Here is a 16,919-nt window from a genome sequence, read left to right as displayed (position 1 = left end):
GCCGACATGACCAGTACACGCACAAGGCTCAGGTCAGGTCATGCCGTGGGGCGCGCCGTCGCGGTGGCGATGCTGATGGCCGGCACCAGCGTCTTCGGGGTCTCGACCGCCCTCGCGGACGACGGTCCGAGTGTGCCTCCCGGTACGGAGGCGTCGTCGGAGCCGCCCGTCAAGGTGGATGGGAACGACCCCGACCTGAAGATGCCCGACGGTGGCACGCTCGCGCCGGGCAAGGTCCTCGACATCATCCAGGTCGTCGAGGACATGGGCGGCGAGGAGCGTCGCGAGGACAGCAACGCGAGCATCAAGTTCGCGCTCCAGGCCGAAGTCCTCTTCGGCAAGGACAGCGCGAAGCTGAGTTCGGCGGCCAAGTCCCGTATCGCGGCCGTCGCTGCCGAGATCAAGAAGCAGAACGCCACCAAGGTGCGCGTCTTCGGCTTCACCGACAATCTCGGTTCCTCCGCACACGGTGACGTGCTGTCCAAGCAGCGTGCCGACGCGGTGCATTCGGTGCTGGCCCAGTCGCTCGACTCGAACGTCACCTTCGAGATCCGTGGCTACGGCGAGCAGTACCCGATCGCCAGCAACGCCAACGAAGAGGGCCGGAAGAAGAACCGGCGCGTGGAGGTCTCCTTCCCGCGCGGCAACGCTTCCTGAGGGCGCACGCCCACATGGGGCCTGGCACTGCGACACGGTCGCAGTGCCAGGCCTTCGCCGTTGCAGCAGGTGGACCCACATGGCCACCCGCTGCGAGGTACGCCGCCGCCGGGCGCTGTGGCCGCTGACCGCCGTCGTCGACGACTGGGGTGGTGACTGGGGTGCCCCCTGGCCGGCCTCAGCCCGTTGCGACCGCACCGGTGCGTGCCAAGGGTGGTCCAGAAGGACAAAAAGACCGGTACGACTCCACCAGGGACCCCGGCTCAGACCATTGCTACAACGGTCTCGGTGCCCGGATCGCCGGTCAGGACGTCACCCCCAAGCAGCTGAAGGACATGGACGCCGCGTGGAACTCCAAGACCGACGCGGAGAAGCAGGCCGCTCGTGACTCCGGCAAGATGAAGGATCCCAAGAGCGCGATGGAATACCTGGGAGTCTCGTGATGACTACGGAAGACGGTGGCGAGGAGCCCTTGCTTCCCGAGGCCGTACGCGCCCTGCCGTACTCGTGGGACCTCGGCTTCAGCTGGCCCCCGGAAACGCAGGAGAGCCAAGAGAACCTCGCCTACGCGCGAGCCGTGCTCGAAGCCTGCCTTCCCCCGGCTCCCCTCGCCTCGCCCGAACCTCCCCCCGAAGTGATTCTGAAGTTCCTGGGCCAGGACGCGTCCTGGCCCGAATGGACCGAGATCAGGCACGTGTTGCGGGAGCGCATGCCGTACGCCCGCTGCGTGACCCGTGAACGCATGGCCGAGGCCGAGGCGGAGTGCGCGCATGGCCGCCGAGCAGGCCGTGTGGGCACTCCGCAACACCGCCGAGGTCCCGCAGAGCCGCGAGGCCCTGGCCCGGCTGGCCGCAGACGAGGCGCTGCCTCCCGAGATCCGTGAACTGGCTGCGCAGGAGGTTGCCTGAGCGGTGACTCCCCACAGCGAGGCCAGGAGGGCGAACGCGTGCTCGCACGTCGGGCCTCGGCCCGCTGCATGTGATCGTTCCGCATGCAGCGACGCGCACACAAGAGGCACCTCGTGCTCGCGCCGACACAGGGGCAGGCCGAGCCAGGCCGTACAATCCCGCGAATGCCGATACCACGCCTCACCAGCAGGGTTGCACTCGTCGCCGTTGTCGCGCTGCTCGCCGGGTGCGGCACGGAGGGGCCGCACGCGGCCGATCCGGCGCCGAGTGGCTCCCGTACCGATGAAGCACCCGCTCATCGGGCCTGGGCGTACGAGTACGTCTCCGACGTCGACCCCGTCGGCAATCAGGTGCTCGACATCGCCGCCGTGTCCCAGCGCGAGGCCTGGGCCATTGCGGAGCTGTACGACGTCGGCGGCTCCGTCCCGAGGATGCAGATGCTCCGGTTCGACGGCTCACGGTGGCAGAAGTACGACCTGTCCTCCGATCTCCGTGCCGTACTCGGTAGCGGCACGCTCGGCACACCGGCCCTGTACGCCGGCGCGGGCAGCGCCTGGCTGTTCGCGCGCGTCCACCACGGGCCGGGCACGTACTCCACTCCGATCGCCGCCCGGTTCGACGGCAGCCACTGGCTGGCCGTCGCGCTGCCCAAAGAAAGCGACATGGCCGGCGTCGCGGTGCTCGGGCCCTCGGACATCTGGGCGCTCGGCAATCCCAAGCAGCAGACGGCCTGGCACTGGGACGGGCGCGGCTGGACCGCCACCCGGCTGCCACTGGAGGCACGGGCCATCACGACGGAGACCGCCGGCGGGGATCTCCGGGTGGCCGGGAACGTTCCCAACCCGGAGGCGGACAAGGCGGACGAGTCTGATCCGGACCACCCGAAGCCGCGCCCCCTTCGGCTCGCGGCCGCGCGATGGGACGGGCGGCAGTGGCGCGAGGAGCGGATGCCGGACGTCGATGAGGCGGACGCGAAGTTTCCCGGCTGTCGGACGGAGGTGCAGACGCTCGTCGCGCGCGGAGCCGACGACGTGTGGGCCATGGGGATCGAGTACGGCCCGTACACCGGGACCAGATACGCCCCTCCGGGCGACCGACCCTGCGCTCTGCACTGGGACGGCAAGCGGTGGAGCAAGTCGGATGCACTGCCTGCGGGGATCCTCGACGCCAAGAGGGTGCGCGGCAAGGACGGGAAGGTGAACCGGATCGCACGGCCGCCCTACGTCACCGGGATCACCGGGAAGGTCACCGAGGTCGACAGGAAACAGGCGTTCCGGCTGGCCGAGATCGCCCCGGTCCCGGGGACCGATGAGGCATGGGGCGTCGGCAAGGCCGAACTCGGAGCGTTCGGCGACGCGAACTTCAGCCGCGCCGTGATCGTGCGGTACCGGCCCTAGCCCAGCTCCTGCCCTTGTACGTCCCCGCTCGGCACCGCGACAACGCGCTGCGGCCGGTCGTCCGGGACCAGCATCCACGTCACTCGGACCAGGATGCCGTCACCCTCTGCGAGGAGCGGCGTCGGGGCGTGCTGTGGTTGCTCGCTGCGGTAGTGGGCGAGTGGGGGCGATGCCTTGCACACCCAGCACGGTCACGGCACCCTCATGGCCGAGCGCCGCGGCCCGGACCTCAACTCCTGCGTATTCGCCGGGGGCCTGTTTGCTCATGATGCAAACAGGCCCGGGGCGCCGTGAGTGGGCGTGCGCACTCAGCTCACGTCGAGCGTGGTGTCGTCGATGACGAACGACGTCTGCAGCGTGGACCCTTCGGTTCCGGTGAACTTGACCGTCACCGTCTGCCCGGCGTAGGCGCCGAGACCGAAGCTGCGCTGGGTGTAGCCGCCTGCCGCGTTGAGGTTGGAGTACGTGGCAAGGGTGGACAGGACCGTGCCGCTGCTGTTCACGACCTGGGCCTTGAGTGTGTCGTAGGACGTGGTCGTGGTCGTCTCCGCCGTGTCGATGTGAAGGTAGAAGCTGAGGGTGGCGGCGCAGCCGGCCGGAATGGTCACCGACTGGGAGAGCGTGTCGGTGTGGGTGGTCCCGTATCCGCTCAGCCACGCCTTGTAGGAGCCGGTGCGGGCGGCCTCGCCGCTGTCGTCGGTGATGACCCCGCTGGTGGCGGACCAGGGGGAACTGCCCGACTCGAAGCCGGGGTTGCCGAGCAGTTGCGCCGGCGTGCAGGTGGTGCCACCCCCGCCGCCGGTCGCCCCGGAGAGCCATTCGGTCGCGTTGAGAGCCAGGGCGGCATCGGTGCCGGCGGGGTCGTTCCAGCCGTCGTACAGGGTGTTGCCGGACTGGCCGGTGCCGTCGTCGATCGGCGAGCTGTCGCCCCAGAACGCGACCCGGCCGCTGCCGAAGCTGCTGGTGGCGAAGAAGGCGCCGGTGTTGCCGGAGTAACCGGTCCGGTAGACGAGGCCCTTGACGGCGGGGTTGTCGGCCGGCTTGAGCGTGGCGGTCGTGCCGCTGCGGATGATGCTGCCGCCGACCGTGCCGAAAGAACCGTGCAGGACGGCGTTCGAGGAGTCGTCGATGGCTTTGGGGTCGTCGGTGCTGATGCTCAGCGAGTCGACGGAGAAGCCGAACGGGTCCGTGCTGTCGACGCTGTTGTTGGTCATCAGGTCGTTGATCACCTCGACCGCGTCGTAGCCGTCGTTGTTGCGGTCGGCGCCGGTGTGGTCGGAGACCAGGAAAAGGCCTCCACCGTTCTTCACGAAATTCATCACGGCCGCCTTCTCGGCCGAGGACAGCAGGACGTTCGGCTCCGGGAGGACGAAGGTGTCGAAATTCTGCAGGTCCAGGGCCGAAGCGGTGCCGTAGGTGATGCTGTTGCCCGAAGGGAGCGTCTTCAGCGAGTAGGCGCCGGTCTTCTGCAGGGCCACGCCCCAGGAGGAGATCGCCCCCGTCCAGTCGGTCTCCGCCGAGGGCGTCGCATCCTGGCCAAGAGGGTCCGGCTGACTGGTACCGATGATCCAGTCGGCGTTGCCGGCGGTCTCGGCCTTGGAGTTGTCGAAGAGGACACGGTGGGGAGTGGCGGCCGCGGCAGTCGCCGGTGCGCTGCCGCCCGATGCGGGCGCCGCGGGGGCGGGAGCGGCCTGGACGGCGGCACCCGCGACGAGGGCACCGAGGAGAGCCAGGACTCTGGCGACGCGGCGGTGGGACCTACTGGATCCGAGCATCCGTCATACCTCCGTGAAGGTGGGGGGAGAGGCGGTGCGGGCGCTGATTCTTCGCGCGTAGAAAGGCATCGGCCGGAAGGCTGGAACACGCTTGGTTGAACGGTACATGGCGAGACGGGCGAGGGAACAGGGCGCGTCCGCACCGGCACAGGACCTTCAGCGTGGATCCACCCAGCCGTGTCTGACGGCGTAACCGCCGAGCTGCATCCGGGTCCGAACTCCGGCTATGTCCATGAGATGGCGCAGGCGCCGGTGCAGCGTGCGCGGTGAAAGACCGAGCTGTGTCGCGGCCGTCGGGTCGGTCAGGCCGGCCAGCAGCAGCGCGAGGATCTTTCGGTCGAGGTCGGTCGGTCCTTCCGCACCGAGCTCGACGGTGGTTCCGGCTTCTTTGCCGGTGTCCGACAGCTCGAGCGGGTGGGCGGTGCGCCATACCGTCTCGAACAGTGCGTCCAGCGCATCCAACAGGCCGCTGCGGTGCAGCAGCACGGCGCCGGGCTCTCCGGCCGGTGTGACCGCGAGCGGGACAAGGCCGAGGTCGGCGTCGGCCAGCACGAGTTTCATCGGCAGCTGGTCGGCGACACGCAGTTGCACGCCGTTGCGCAGTGAATCGATCGCATCGGTGATGATGCCCGGCTCTGCCAGCACGGCCCGGTCCAGGACCGCCCGGAAGCGCACGCCGCGCCCGATGGCCGCGGGTTCTGCCGTGTTCTCGTCGGGCGGCACGGCGAGGAAGGGTGCGGTGATGAAGCTGCGGACCTCCGTGCGGGCTGCCTGCTGCACCTGCAGGAAGCGATGACGGATGGCGTCGACGCCCGTGACGACCTCGATCAGATCGTTGATGCTGCTCCCGGTCATCGCCGCCCGGTGTTCCTCGGCGAAGGTCACCAGTGCCTGCTCAGCCATCCGCAGCCCGTCCCGGCGCTGGCTGATGAGAGCGCCGAGCGCCATGGCCGGTGGCGCGGCGGTGAACTGTTCATCCGCCGACCTGATCACCAGTCCCCACCCGACCAGGCGGGACAAGGCCTTGTCGACGTCGGCGTGCGCTACGACGAGCAGATCCGACAGCAGCATCGCGGTGGAGTCGGGCCGTCCGAGCAGCGCCCGGTAGACGCGCTCGTCATCGGGTTCGAGACCCAGAACATCCAGCATCGGTGATCGACCCCCTTCCGCTTGCCGCAGCGGGGAGAGTATGCGCCACGGTGGCAGGCCGTGAATAGTTCCTGCTGGGAGCAGGTGCGACGGGAAGGGCCCCGGGGAGTCGCCTCCCCGGGGCCCGACAGTGTGGTTCATCGCAGGCCGTACGCCCGGATGATCTCGTTCTTGACGCTGAAGCCGCTGTCCGTCCCGGCACTCGCGCGGACCGAGAGGAAGCCGCCGCGCTTCCTGTCCGTCCTGAACGAACCCGTCCAGTAGCCGTGGGCGCCCTTGGCCAGCGTCACCTTCTGCCAGGTGGCGCCGTCGTCGTACGAGACGTCCAGCTTCACCTTGGTGACGGTGCCCGGCACGGTGCCGAGGTCCATCGACACCGGCTTGAGCGCGATCTTCTGGGTCGCATTGGCCTTGACGTCGCCGTGCAGGTCCGACTCCAGCTTGTAGTTCAGGTTCAGCACCGAGAACGGCTCGAAGAAGTCCGAGTCGACGGTGTCGGACATGAACGTCCACTCGGTGTGGGTGCGCGTCGACAGCCGGAAGACGTCACCGGGCCGCTCCGCGTCGAGGACGGCGCGGTAGGGCAGATTGCCCGCCGGCACCTCGATCCACTGCATGTCCGTGCTGTACGGGTTGTCGTGGATCAGCTTGTCGCCCTGGAAGACCTGCAGGTGGGTCGGTGTCCGACCCCAGTCCAGGAAGCCGCCCAGCCGCATGTTGTCGCTGGCGGAGGCCCATGCCTGCACGTTCCAGGTCATGTAGTTCTGCCAGCGGGAGTTGTACACACCGAAGGACTCGCTCTGGCCGGGCCGGGTCGCCGGAGCGAACCAGTCCAGACGGGTGGTGCTGCCCTTGGCATACGTGTTGTCGCCCGACACCATCACCCACGGCATGTCTCCGTCGACGCCCTGCGCGTGGAACTCCCTCCAGACCTGGCCCGGGGTCACCCATTCGGTGCGGGTGCCCGGGTGCCACTCGGCTTCGGGGAGGTTGAACGACGGGCTGAGGGTGAAGTCGGACCGGTAGCCTTCCGCCAACCCGCCGTCCGTGGCCGAGTAGTAGCGGGCATCGATCCGGGCGAGGTCACCCTTGGTCGGCTTGTAGACCAGGGCCCGGTCCGGCACCTTGCCCGGGTACTCCCGGGTCAGGTCGTAGACGAACGGCGTGTACTCGGTCTGCTTCGCGGTCAGCTTCAGGCTGCCGGCCTTGGCCATCGAGACAAGGGTCCTGCCCGTGTCGCGGTGCACGGTGGCGACCGGGATGGTCGACTCGCCGACGTACTCCATCAGGGCACCGACGCCGTCGTTGACCACGATCAGCGCCTTCGCGCCGGCCGCGGCTGCGGCCTCGGTGCGCTCCTGCGGCGAGACCTCGTCGCTGCGCCCGATGACGACGACCTTGCCCTTGGCCTTCACCTTCTTGTATTCGACCGCCGCGCCGTTGCCCGCGTAGACGGCGTCCAGCCTGTCCGTGGCGGTGCCCAGGGCGCTGCCCGCCTGCACCAGTGTCTCGAAGCGGAGCCGTCCGCCCGGCGTGCTCAGGCTGAGCAGAGGCTCGCCCTTGCGCCAGCGGGTGGTCAGCAGGAACTCGCCCTGCTTCATCGGCTTCGTCGGCGCCACGTAGACGTCGTCGTACGTCGGCGGCAGCACGTATGCGCTGCGGTAGTCCATGAACGGGTCGAGGCCCTTGTAGTGGACGTTGAAGTCGACCTTGCGCTGGCGGTCCTCGGTGCGCTGCGGCGCCTCGGTCTGCAGCAGGCGTGCCTTGCGCGCGTCCAGCTCCACGTCCGCGGAGCCGTCCTTGAGCACGGTCTCCGGGGCGACCAGCACGGCCAGACCCGAGCGGTCCGCCTTCTCGCCGGCCACGTCGATGTACCCCGCGACGGTGTACAGGCCGGGTGCCATGCGCATGGTGGTCGAGCCGTCGACGTAGACCGACCACGGCCAGAAGTCGCCGGCCAGGTTGACCGTGACCCAGCCGGCAGCGGGCTTGCCGTCCCGGCCGACCAGCTTGATGTTCAGGTCGTAGCGCTCCTCCTCCTTGAGCAGCGCCACGGAGGTGCGGGTCACCGGCTTCCCCGTGGCCGCGTCGGTGCCTATCACGTAGCCGACGTGCCGGCCGGCCGAGGCGGCTTGCGGGTCACCGGTCACCGCGACGGCGGCGGTGCCGCCCGCCGGGACGGTCACCGTGGTGGCTCCCAGCGTGAACGGGCCGCCGTCGTCGGTCAGCGCCAGGTTCAGCGTGACGTCGGCGGAACCGGTGTTGGTGAAGGTCAGGTCCTTCTTGACGGCGACGTCGCTCGACTCGTGCGGCCATGTGTAGTTGCCGAAGAAGAGCGATCCGGTGCCGCGGACCGTGGTGCGCACGGCGGCGGCCACGTCGACACGGCCGGTACCGACCTCGTACGGCGAGTACCCGTCGGCCAGGCCCTTCGCGGTGCTCATCAGGTGTTCCTTGAGCTGGGCGCCGGTCCAGTCCGGGTGTTGCTGGGCCAGGATCGCCGCCGCGCCGACCACGTGCGGGGTGGCCATCGAGGTGCCGCTGAGGGTGCGGTAGAGGCCCTCACCGCCGTCGGTCATCTCCTGCGAACGGGCCGCGGTGATGTCCACGCCGGGTGCCGCGATGTCCGGCTTCATGCCGCCGGAGCCGGACAGCGGGCCGGTGCTGGAGAAGGACGCGAGCTGGTCCTGCTTGTCCGTGGCGGCCACGGTCAGCGCCGAGGCGGCCGCGCCCGGGGCGGAGATGCTCTCCGGGCCCGCGTTGCCGGCGGCGATGACGAACAGGGTGCCGTACTGCGCGGACAGCGCGTCGACCGTCTGCGACATCGGGTCGCTACCGTCCGTCGGGTAGGAGTCGCCGAGGCTCATGTTGACGACGTCCGCACCGGATTCGGCGGCCCACTGCATGCCGGCCATGACCCAGGAGTCCTGGCCGTAGCCCTCCGCGCCGCCGAGCACCTTGCCGACGAACAGGTCGGCGCCGGGGGCGACGCCCTTGTTGTCGCCTCCGGAGGCGGCGCCGGAACCGACGATCGTGCCGGCCACATGCGTGCCGTGCCCGTTGACGTCGGTGATGGTCTCACCCGGCACGAAGCTGGTCGTGCCGTCGATCAGGCCGGCGAAGTCGGGGTGGTTGACGTCGATGCCAGTGTCGAGCACCGCGACCTTGACGCCCTTGCCGGTGTAGCCGGCCGCCCAGGCCTCGGGCGCGCCGATCAGCGGCACGCTCTCTTTCAGGTTGACCTTCACGCGACCGTCGAGCCACAGCTTCGACACGCCCGCGCCCAACTTCGCGCTGCCCTGCGGCGCGACGGTGGTCCAGAAGGTGCGGGCCTGCCGCTTCTCGGTGCTGAGTGCGGCACCGTGGATGCCCTTGAGCTTGCGGGTCAGCTTGCTGCCGCGGGGGGCCGTCGGCTCGACGGCCGAGCGGGACTTCGGCTGGGCGTACGCCGCGATCAGCGGCACCGCGGCCGACTTCGCGTCGTCGTAGCCCATTTCGATCAGGTCGGTGACGTTGAACAGCCGGCGGTCCAGCTTGTCCGTGCCCAGCAGCGGCGCCGCCTCGTCGGGGATGACGAACAGGTCACCCTTGATCTCCTGGATCTTTACGCCGCCGACGGCGCTGTCCGGCCGGTCGACGTCGGCGGTCTGCTTGCCGTCGGCCATCGTGGTGACCGTGACGACGTCGCCGGTGACCAGGGTGACCTTGTGGGTCGCCGAGGGTTTGGCGGGAACGGTGGGCTTGCTCGGAGCGGCTTGTGCGGGCGCTTGCAGAACTGCGAGCCCCGACGCCAGCAGCGGCACCGCGGTGGCGGCCGATAGCAGCTGCCAGCGTCTGCGCCGGAAGGCGGAAGATAGTGAGGGGGAGAACATGCCATGGGTCTATCGGCCGGTAACGCCGACGAGAAGGCCTGATGACGGCAAGTCCTTGCCATGGCACGGACTTGCCAGACGTGAACCGCTCGAATCCGGGCAAGGGCACGCTTTCCGCACCTGAGTTTGAGTCAGCGGTTGCTGCGCGAAGCCCTTGGTGGCCTCGCGCCGCCGGACTCAACTGCCGGGTGTGAGCCCGAGCGTGTCGAGCACCCCGTACAACCGGCCCCGGGCGTACGTGACGCCCGGGGCCGGTGGACCGTCCTGCCCGTCCGCTACCTGGTCGAGGTCCGCACCGCGTCCAGGTCCGGTCGCGGTGCCGCGGTCCCGGCCCTCGGAGCGGCTGTGCCGGTGTCGCTCGCGTCGCGCTGCGCCGAGAGCGTCGTCTGCTGCGCCGGGGCGAGACCGTTGTAGTACGGGCGGTAGTCCACCAGCGAGCTGCCCGCGCTGATGGCGGAGGCCGCCGCGGTCAGCTCGGCCGAGGAGACCGACCCCGTCCCGCCGAAGGCGATGACGGAACTGACCCCGGCCGCCTGCTGCCGCAGGTAGGTCGCGTCCGTCTCCGTCAGCGTCGTCTCGTCGGTCCACAGGACCGGGCCGTAGGAGAGCATGCCGGCGCTCGCCGAGACGCCGCCGCGCCAGCTGTCCGACCAGGCCAGGCCCACCTGGTACGGGGAGCTCCACCAGAAGCGGGCGAGCGCGACGGAGGTGCCGTCGTGGCCGCTGCCACTGATCGGGTAGTACGTCCAGGTGTCGGGCCAGTTGGAGAGCTGCGTGTGCGTGAGCGCGTACTTCGCGGAGGTGCCGACCGGGATGACCATGGTCTGGTCGGGGTCGAGCGAGTTGAGGTACGACTTCACCGACGACGACAGCGTGTTGCCCTCGTTGAGGACGACCGTTCCCTTGCCGCCGTAGCCGAGCGATCCGGCCGCCGCGGAGGCCGCGAGTGCCGAGTGGTAGTCGGTGCCGGTGGCGACGAACACGTACTCCGGGGCGCTGGTGACCGCCTTGGCGACCGCCACGGACGTGGAGTAGCGCGAGGTTCCCGCCAGCCGCTTGGGTGTGAAGCCGAGCGAGCTGACCTTGCTCGCCACCGTGCTGGAGAGGATGTCCGTGCCGCCCACCAGGTAGACCGTGGCGCCGGACTTCAGCGTGCGCTTCAGCTCGGTCTGCACGGCGCTCGACAGCGAGGTCTTCGACGTCATCAGCAGGGGGCCCTGCTTCTGGCCGGCGAGCGACTGCCCGGTCAGGGCGTAGGACGGGCTGTCCTTACTGATGAGGACGGCCGTCCGCGCGTCGATCAGGCCGAGCTCGCTCCGGCCGACCGTGTTCCACGTCCAGCGGGACGAGGCCACGTTGGTGGCCGAGGAGTCGGCGCCCCAGACCCGTCCGACGCTCTGGCGGCGCAGCGGCTGCCAGGCGATGTCGAGGGTCGACGAGGTGCCCGGTGGCGACGGCATCTTGGTGACCTCACCGGTGGCGACGTCCACGATGCGGGGGGTGGCCGCGTCCTCGTCGGTTCCGTTGGTGACGGCGATCCGGGTGCCGCTGGGCGACCACGCCGGGGCGTACGCGCCGTCGGTGAAGGAGAGTTGGCGCTCCCCGGTGCCGTCGACGTTGATGACGAACAGCCGGGCCTCGCGGACGAAGGCGACCTGCGTGCCGTCGGGCGAGACCGCGGGGTCGTCGCCGTTGTCGGTCAGCTCCGTGAAGCCGCCGGTGGTGTCGTCGTAGAGCCAGATGGCCGACCCGGTCGGCGAGCTGCAGGTGTCGCCGGTGCGCACGAAGGCGATCAGGCCGTTGACGGACGCGCTCGGCTTGCGATCGCAGCCGTCCTCCGCGGTGGAGAACAGCGGCTCGGCATAGCGGGAACCGTCCGACGGGGCGTAGCGGAGGCGGCCGTCTTCGGAGTAGACGAGCGTGTTGCCGGTGTACAGGAACGTCGGATGGCCCACCCCTCGCGGAGTGTCCCGCTCAGGGATCTTGACCAGGGTGGAGCCGGTGTACCGGCGGGTCTCGACCCGGCCGTCCTTCACGTACGCGACCCGGCTGCCGTCGGGCGACCAGGCCGGCTGGCTTCCTGCGGCGACGAAGTCGGTGTAGGTGCCGCTGCCGAGCTGGTGCGTCTGCAGGACGTTGCGTGCGCCGTTGAGGAACATCAGCTTGCCGTCCGTGGCCTGCCACGTCACGGGGTCTGCCGCAGCCGCGCCCGGCGCGGTGGCCATGCCCGCCGCCACGGCGACGGCGGTGCCCAGTGCCGCGAGCACGCGGCGTCTGTGAATCTTCATGTGCCCCCACAAGAGTGATGAAAGGCTGCCGTTCGCCTCCCCGGCGCGGAACGGAACCTCACGTTCCCCTACGACAGCTGCGTCACTGTAGCGGCACACGTGATCAGAAAGGAACAGCTTTCGTTGCAGCAGGTGGTGGTCGCGCGGTGGCAGCGCGATGTGCCCCAGCGGGGTGCGGCCCTGCTTTCCCGGTTCATTGAGTCCTCAATGGGGCGGGAGGGACTGTTCGGCCCAGATGGTCTTGCCGTTCTGGCTGTAGCGGGTGCCCCACTGGTGGGCGAGTTGGGAGACGATGAACAGCCCGCGACCTCCTTCGTCCACGACCGGCGCGTGCCGCAGATGGGGTGCGGAGCTGCCGGCGTCCGCTATTTCGCAGGTGAGTGCGCGCTCCAGGATGAGGCGCAGTTGCACGGGCGGGGCTCCGTAGTGCACGGCGTTCGTGGCCAGTTCACTGACGATCAGCTCTGCGGTGAAGACGGTTTCCTCGTCCAGTCCCCAGTCGGTGAGGCGGCGCCGGGCAAGGGCTCGGGCTTCGCCGGGGGCTGTCGCGTCGGGGGTGAGTCGCCAGGTGGCCACGTGGTCGGGGGCGATGCCGGAGGTACGGGCCAGGAGAAGCGCGGCGTCGCCTCTTGGGGGATCGTTTCCCAGTGCGTAGACGACGTCGTCGCACAGGGACTGCAGGGAGCGGTCGGACCGGCTCAGGACGCTCCGGAGCAGGCCCGGATCCTTCTCCGCCTCCGGGAGCAGGGTTGCGGTGTAGAAGGCGAGGATGCTGCCCTCGTCGAGTTCGAGGCTCGCGGAAGCCCTGGGCATGTCCTCGGCGCATCCCAGCAGGGGGCTCGCCGGGACGTCGCAGACGTGGGTCGTGCCGTCAGGCTGGACGACGATCGGTGCGGGGTGGCCCGCTCGGGCGATGGTGCAGATGCGGGTGATGGGGTCGTAGACCCCGTAGATACAACTTGCGGTCAGTGTCTCGTTGTGCAGCGGATCGGCGGGTGGGAGCGCCGCACGTTCCTCGGCCAGGCGGCCGGTGGTGTCGTGCAGTCTGGCGAGGAGTTCGTCGGGCTCCAGGTCGAGTGCGGCCAGCGCGTGGATTGCGGTGCGCAGCTGCCCCATGGTGGTGGCGGCAGAGATTCCTTGTCCGGTCGCGTTGCCGGTGACCAGTGCTGTGCGGGCGCCGGGCAGGGCGATGGTGTCGAACCAGCTCGCACCCAGGTCCGCGGGGAGGCGGAGCCACGCAGTGTCGACGGCCGACTGCGGAGAAGGGCCTTGGGGCAGCAGCCGGCGCTGGGTCGTGGCGGCGATGGTCCGCTCGCGGGTGAAGCGGCGGGCATTGTCGATGCACAGCGCGGTGTGGGCGGCCAGTTCGAGGGAGAGGTCGACGTCGTCCTCTCCGTAGAGCTCGGTCTGCCCGCAGCGGTACAGGCTCATCAGCCCCAGCACCGTGCCGCGGAGCGTCAGCGGTGCCGTGATGAGCGAATGCGCTCCCGACGCGCGGATGGCCTCGGCACGTGGCGGATCCGCCGCCAGCCAGGCACTGTCGGCAGTCAATTCCACGAGCCGGGGACGCAGGTCGGACAGAGCTTGCCCGAACGGGGTCGCGTAGGGAGCGGTGCGTACATCGCCGACCGGATGCACGGGCTCCACGACACGGCTGCGGAAGGCAGCACGCCGTAGGGGCACATCCCGGCTGAGGGGACCGACCGGGGGGTCCTCACCCCGTACGACTTCATCCACTACCTCGACCACGAGGATGTCGGCGTACACAGGTACCAGGACATCCGCTGCTTCCTGGCAGGTGGTGACCACGTCGAGGGACTGGCCGACGGATTCGCGCACACGGGCGAGGACGGCGGTGTGCGCGTGCGCCCGATCCCGGTCGGTGACATCGACCGTGGAGATCGCAAGCCCGAGGACTGCACCTCGGGCGTCCTGAAGCCGGAAGGTGGATGCGGAGAACACTCGTTCCCTGCCGTGATCGGCAGGGGGGCGAACACGCACCAAGCGGTCGAGCACTGGCAGGCCTCGCTGCAGGACACGGCGGGCCACGGTTTCCTCGGCTGCAGGGTCCGAAAAGGGGTACGCCTCCATGAGTGTCCGACCCAGCAGGCTTTCGGGCGGCACTCCGTGCAAGGCACGTGTGGCCATATTGACGCGCACGACCCGGAGTTCGGGGTCGAGGATGTGCAAGCCGATGGGTGACTGGGTGAACAGGGCCTCGATCACACTCGCGCTGATGTCGTCCGCATGGGTCCCGCCCGTGGGTTCCGTCGGCTGCCGCCCGATTTCCCAGGCCACGGCGCCCTTTCGCAGCACCGGTCGCACCCACAGCTGGCAGGTTGCCGTGCGGCCCTCTCGGCTCCTCAGCTGCAGCTCCTCCCCGCCATGATTGCCCTTGCCGACCGTGAAGAGTCCTGTCGCCGGAAGACCCAGCACCTCGGACTCGGGGAGGCCCAGCAAGGAGGCGGCCTCGTGACTCCACTCCGTGATCACACCGGAACCATCGATGATCATGAGCGTGTCGCCCCTCACGGCCCAGGCACCTCCGTCGGCCATCGGGGCGATCACTCGTTCTGACAGCGGGTGACCGCCCCGAGTCTTCGATGAACCCGCAGGTGAGGTGGTGACCTCCGTCCTGAGGAGCACTCGGCGCCGGTTGGACGCCCGTTTTCAGTGTGCCGCGATGCGCTCGACGCGGCGACACCGAGCGGTATGGGGCCCCGCCGGCCGCTGTGCCGCGACCGGAACTCGGACACCGGCGCTGCGTGACGTGTGCGCCGCCGCGTATCCACCGGACGGCGAGTCTGCCGGTGGCATAGCCGATGCGCAGTTGCCTCTTACCGAAACCGGCCCGGGCCTCCGGCGTCAGAGCAGGTGGTCGGCCTTGCCGGCCTTGATGTCGCGGATCATCTGCCGGAGCGCCTCTCGGCTGTCGGTGAGGTGGTGGGCCTCCTGGCCGACGAGTGCGATGTAGCTGTTGCCCTGATCATCCGTCCCGAGTCGGTAGCAGCTGGCTCCCTCACCACAGAACGGTTCTTCCCATGTGATGCCGTGCACGGAGACTCCCCTCAGAGATGACGTGCGATGTCGTGGATGAAATCCCGGGACTTCTCGGGTGGCAGCGCAATCCGTTCCATCCAGTCGAGGTGTGAACGGTATTTGGCCAGTTGCGCTTCCCCATAAAGGAATTCGGGCCCATGTGTACTGTCCACCTGCACCGTGTCCAGCTGCGGTACGGGGCCCTCGGAGTAGTTCACGGTCTGTCCCGCACCGGGGAAGGCGCCCGCGTCGAACGGGGTCACGCGCAAGGTGATGTGGCGGCGCTCCGACACGGCCAGGAGGTGTTCCAGCTGGGCGCGGGCCACCCTTCTGCCGCCGAACTGCATACGCAGCGCAGCTTCGTGGATGACGCCGACGTACTCCGGCGGTGTCACGCCGTCCAGGACCTGCTGGCGTTCCACGCGGTGGGCCAGGCGGAGGGCGACCTCGTGCTCGGGAAGAGCCGGCACGACGACGCGAAAGACGGCGAGGGCGTGATCGCTGGTCTGAAAGATCCCCGGGATGTGTACGGAATGGGCCGTCCGCATGCGCAAGGCGTGGGCTTCCAGCTCCGCGATGTCCAGGAGGCCGCTGGGGAGGGTGGGCCGGTAGTGTTCCCACCAGCCGCGGTGCGAGGGACGGGCCATGTCGGCCAAGGCGTTCACATACGCCTCGTCCGTGCAGCCGCAGGCGTTGGCGAGTGTGCGCAGACGGTCCTCGCTGATGGCGCGGAGACCCTGCTCGATGTTCGAGAGCCTGGAGCGGTCGACCCCGAGCAGCCTGGCCGCGTTCTCGGCAGTGATGTCGGCCGTGGTGCGCATCTTCCGGAGTTCGCTACCCAAACGCCGCTGACGTTCGGTCGGGGACGTTCGCGATGCCATGTCAGTCCTTCCGTGACCTTCCGTGCGAAGTCTGCCGTGCAGACCGCGCCTTGGACCACGTAAGGATTCAAATTTGCGGGAGTGGGTGGCCATTATGACCCCCAGCCAACTACGTTTGGTGACGCACTGGTCACGCTGCGACGAGTTGGAAGTGCATCGCGCGGTCCTGCCCGCATCCTCCTGCCCTGGGAGGGGCGGTTCCGTGCCAGGGAGGCAAGCCACCGCTCATTCCGCAGCGCAAGAGCCACCTGTGCGCATCGACGCGGAAGAGAGACCGCCAACTCGCCACCTGTACAGAAGGGGAGTCAGTCATGCCGAAATCTCCGCGCGCCGCGCTCTGCCCGGTAGCCGTCGAGGAGCCCGCACCCGACCCGTACGCGTATCCGCAGCCCAGCCGCCGCATCGCCGATCGTGGGCCGGCGCTCAGTCTCACTCTCCCCGGCGACCCGCGCAGCGCGGCGATCGGGCGCAATGCCGTCACGGCCTCGCTGCGCGCGTACGGGCTCACTCCGTACGCCTGGCCGACCGCGCTCGTGGTGGGTGAGCTCGGGGGTGTCGCCGGCATGATGACCCCGGGCCTCGATCTGTACGTCTCCGCCCGGCACCGCGACAACGCACTTCGACTGGCCGTCTGGGACCAGCACCCGCGCCACGCCGATCCCGATACCGTCGCCCTCTGTGCCGAGCGACGCCGGAGGGCCCTGTGGCTGCTGGATTCCGTAGTGGACGACTGGGGCGGGCAGTGGGGCGTCTGCGACGCGCTGCCGCCGCATGCGGGCATCAGGTCATGGGCCCGGCTGCCCAGGTGACGGAGGCTTCGCCGGGCCGCGGTCGTACGTGAGCAGGCGCGCCGGAAACGCTCCATGACTCCTACCGGCGGGTAAAGGTTGCACCGGTGGAGCCTTGTATCTGGATCACCGCCTTCTTAAGTTCAGGTGAACGTCAGTAGAACT

Annotated in this window: 13 protein-coding genes; 5 read left to right on the top strand and 8 right to left on the bottom strand. The window is 69.3% G+C overall.

The window, feature by feature from the left end:
• Window positions 1-6 precede the first annotated feature (6 nt).
• From OHA03_RS08975 to OHA03_RS08960, 4 genes are all read left to right on the top strand, one after another.
• The gene (locus OHA03_RS08975) at window positions 7-657 is read left to right on the top strand and encodes an OmpA family protein (RefSeq protein WP_267002523.1); all 651 of its coding nucleotides are present in this window, start codon (window positions 7-9) and stop codon (window positions 655-657) included.
• A gap of 200 nt (window positions 658-857) precedes the next feature.
• Window positions 858-1,100 (top strand): hypothetical protein, encoded by a 243-nt coding sequence (locus OHA03_RS08970; RefSeq protein WP_267002521.1) that lies wholly within the window; start codon window positions 858-860, stop codon window positions 1,098-1,100.
• A 327-nt stretch (window positions 1,101-1,427) separates the two neighbouring features.
• Complete coding sequence (locus tag OHA03_RS08965) at window positions 1,428-1,565, top strand: hypothetical protein (RefSeq protein WP_267002519.1); 138 nt, start codon at window positions 1,428-1,430, stop codon at window positions 1,563-1,565.
• Between the two features lie 164 nt (window positions 1,566-1,729).
• A complete protein-coding gene (locus tag OHA03_RS08960) occupies window positions 1,730-2,962 on the top strand; it encodes a hypothetical protein (RefSeq protein ID WP_267002517.1) in 1,233 nt (410 codons plus the stop codon).
• On the opposite strand, the gene OHA03_RS08955 is transcribed toward OHA03_RS08960, so the two are convergent.
• From OHA03_RS08955 to OHA03_RS08920, 8 genes are all read right to left on the bottom strand, one after another.
• Window positions 2,959-3,144, bottom strand: coding sequence for a hypothetical protein (locus OHA03_RS08955; RefSeq protein WP_267002515.1), 186 nt, complete (start codon window positions 3,142-3,144; stop codon window positions 2,959-2,961). The genes OHA03_RS08960 and OHA03_RS08955 overlap by 4 nt on opposite strands.
• Before the next feature lie 126 nt (window positions 3,145-3,270).
• Window positions 3,271-4,737 (bottom strand): hydrolase, encoded by a 1,467-nt coding sequence (locus tag OHA03_RS08950; RefSeq protein WP_267002513.1) that lies wholly within the window; start codon window positions 4,735-4,737, stop codon window positions 3,271-3,273.
• A gap of 156 nt (window positions 4,738-4,893) precedes the next feature.
• A complete protein-coding gene (locus OHA03_RS08945; protein WP_267002511.1) occupies window positions 4,894-5,886 on the bottom strand; it encodes a helix-turn-helix domain-containing protein in 993 nt (330 codons plus the stop codon).
• A gap of 137 nt (window positions 5,887-6,023) precedes the next feature.
• A complete protein-coding gene (locus OHA03_RS08940) occupies window positions 6,024-9,758 on the bottom strand; it encodes a S8 family serine peptidase (protein WP_267002509.1) in 3,735 nt (1,244 codons plus the stop codon).
• Between the two features lie 275 nt (window positions 9,759-10,033).
• Complete coding sequence (locus tag OHA03_RS08935; protein WP_267002507.1) at window positions 10,034-12,046, bottom strand: cell wall-binding repeat-containing protein; 2,013 nt, start codon at window positions 12,044-12,046, stop codon at window positions 10,034-10,036.
• A 204-nt stretch (window positions 12,047-12,250) separates the two neighbouring features.
• A complete protein-coding gene (locus OHA03_RS08930; protein ID WP_323181182.1) occupies window positions 12,251-14,578 on the bottom strand; it encodes a SpoIIE family protein phosphatase in 2,328 nt (775 codons plus the stop codon).
• A gap of 333 nt (window positions 14,579-14,911) precedes the next feature.
• Window positions 14,912-15,103: a hypothetical protein gene (locus OHA03_RS08925; RefSeq protein ID WP_267002505.1), complete on the bottom strand. Its 192-nt coding sequence runs from the start codon at window positions 15,101-15,103 to the stop codon at window positions 14,912-14,914.
• An 11-nt stretch (window positions 15,104-15,114) separates the two neighbouring features.
• On the bottom strand, window positions 15,115-15,966 hold the full coding sequence (locus OHA03_RS08920) for a helix-turn-helix transcriptional regulator (protein ID WP_267002503.1): 852 nt from the start codon (window positions 15,964-15,966) through the stop codon (window positions 15,115-15,117).
• Between the two features lie 311 nt (window positions 15,967-16,277).
• On the opposite strand from OHA03_RS08920, the gene OHA03_RS08915 reads away from it, so the two are divergent.
• On the top strand, window positions 16,278-16,775 hold the full coding sequence (locus OHA03_RS08915) for an ATP-binding protein (protein WP_267002501.1): 498 nt from the start codon (window positions 16,278-16,280) through the stop codon (window positions 16,773-16,775).
• Window positions 16,776-16,919: the final 144 nt, after the last annotated feature.

It is taken from the genome of Streptomyces sp. NBC_00154 (assembly GCF_026342835.1).
Lineage (GTDB): Bacteria > Actinomycetota > Actinomycetes > Streptomycetales > Streptomycetaceae > Streptomyces.
This window is presented reverse-complemented; position numbering and strand designations above follow the sequence as displayed.

What these genes read in the sequence shown, in the direction of transcription:
- OHA03_RS08975 (WP_267002523.1), top strand. Translation starts at nt 7, where the DNA reads ATGACCAGTACACGCACAAGGCTCAGGTCAGGTCATGCCGTGGGGCGC.
- OHA03_RS08965 (WP_267002519.1), top strand. Translation starts at nt 1,428, where the DNA reads ATGGCCGCCGAGCAGGCCGTGTGGGCACTCCGCAACACCGCCGAGGTC.
- OHA03_RS08960 (WP_267002517.1), top strand. Translation starts at nt 1,730, where the DNA reads ATGCCGATACCACGCCTCACCAGCAGGGTTGCACTCGTCGCCGTTGTC.
- OHA03_RS08950 (WP_267002513.1), bottom strand. Translation starts at nt 4,737, where the DNA reads ATGCTCGGATCCAGTAGGTCCCACCGCCGCGTCGCCAGAGTCCTGGCT.
- OHA03_RS08945 (WP_267002511.1), bottom strand. Translation starts at nt 5,886, where the DNA reads ATGCTGGATGTTCTGGGTCTCGAACCCGATGACGAGCGCGTCTACCGG.
- OHA03_RS08940 (WP_267002509.1), bottom strand. Translation starts at nt 9,758, where the DNA reads ATGTTCTCCCCCTCACTATCTTCCGCCTTCCGGCGCAGACGCTGGCAG.
- OHA03_RS08935 (WP_267002507.1), bottom strand. Translation starts at nt 12,046, where the DNA reads ATGAAGATTCACAGACGCCGCGTGCTCGCGGCACTGGGCACCGCCGTC.
- OHA03_RS08920 (WP_267002503.1), bottom strand. Translation starts at nt 15,966, where the DNA reads ATGGCATCGCGAACGTCCCCGACCGAACGTCAGCGGCGTTTGGGTAGC.
- OHA03_RS08915 (WP_267002501.1), top strand. Translation starts at nt 16,278, where the DNA reads ATGCCGAAATCTCCGCGCGCCGCGCTCTGCCCGGTAGCCGTCGAGGAG.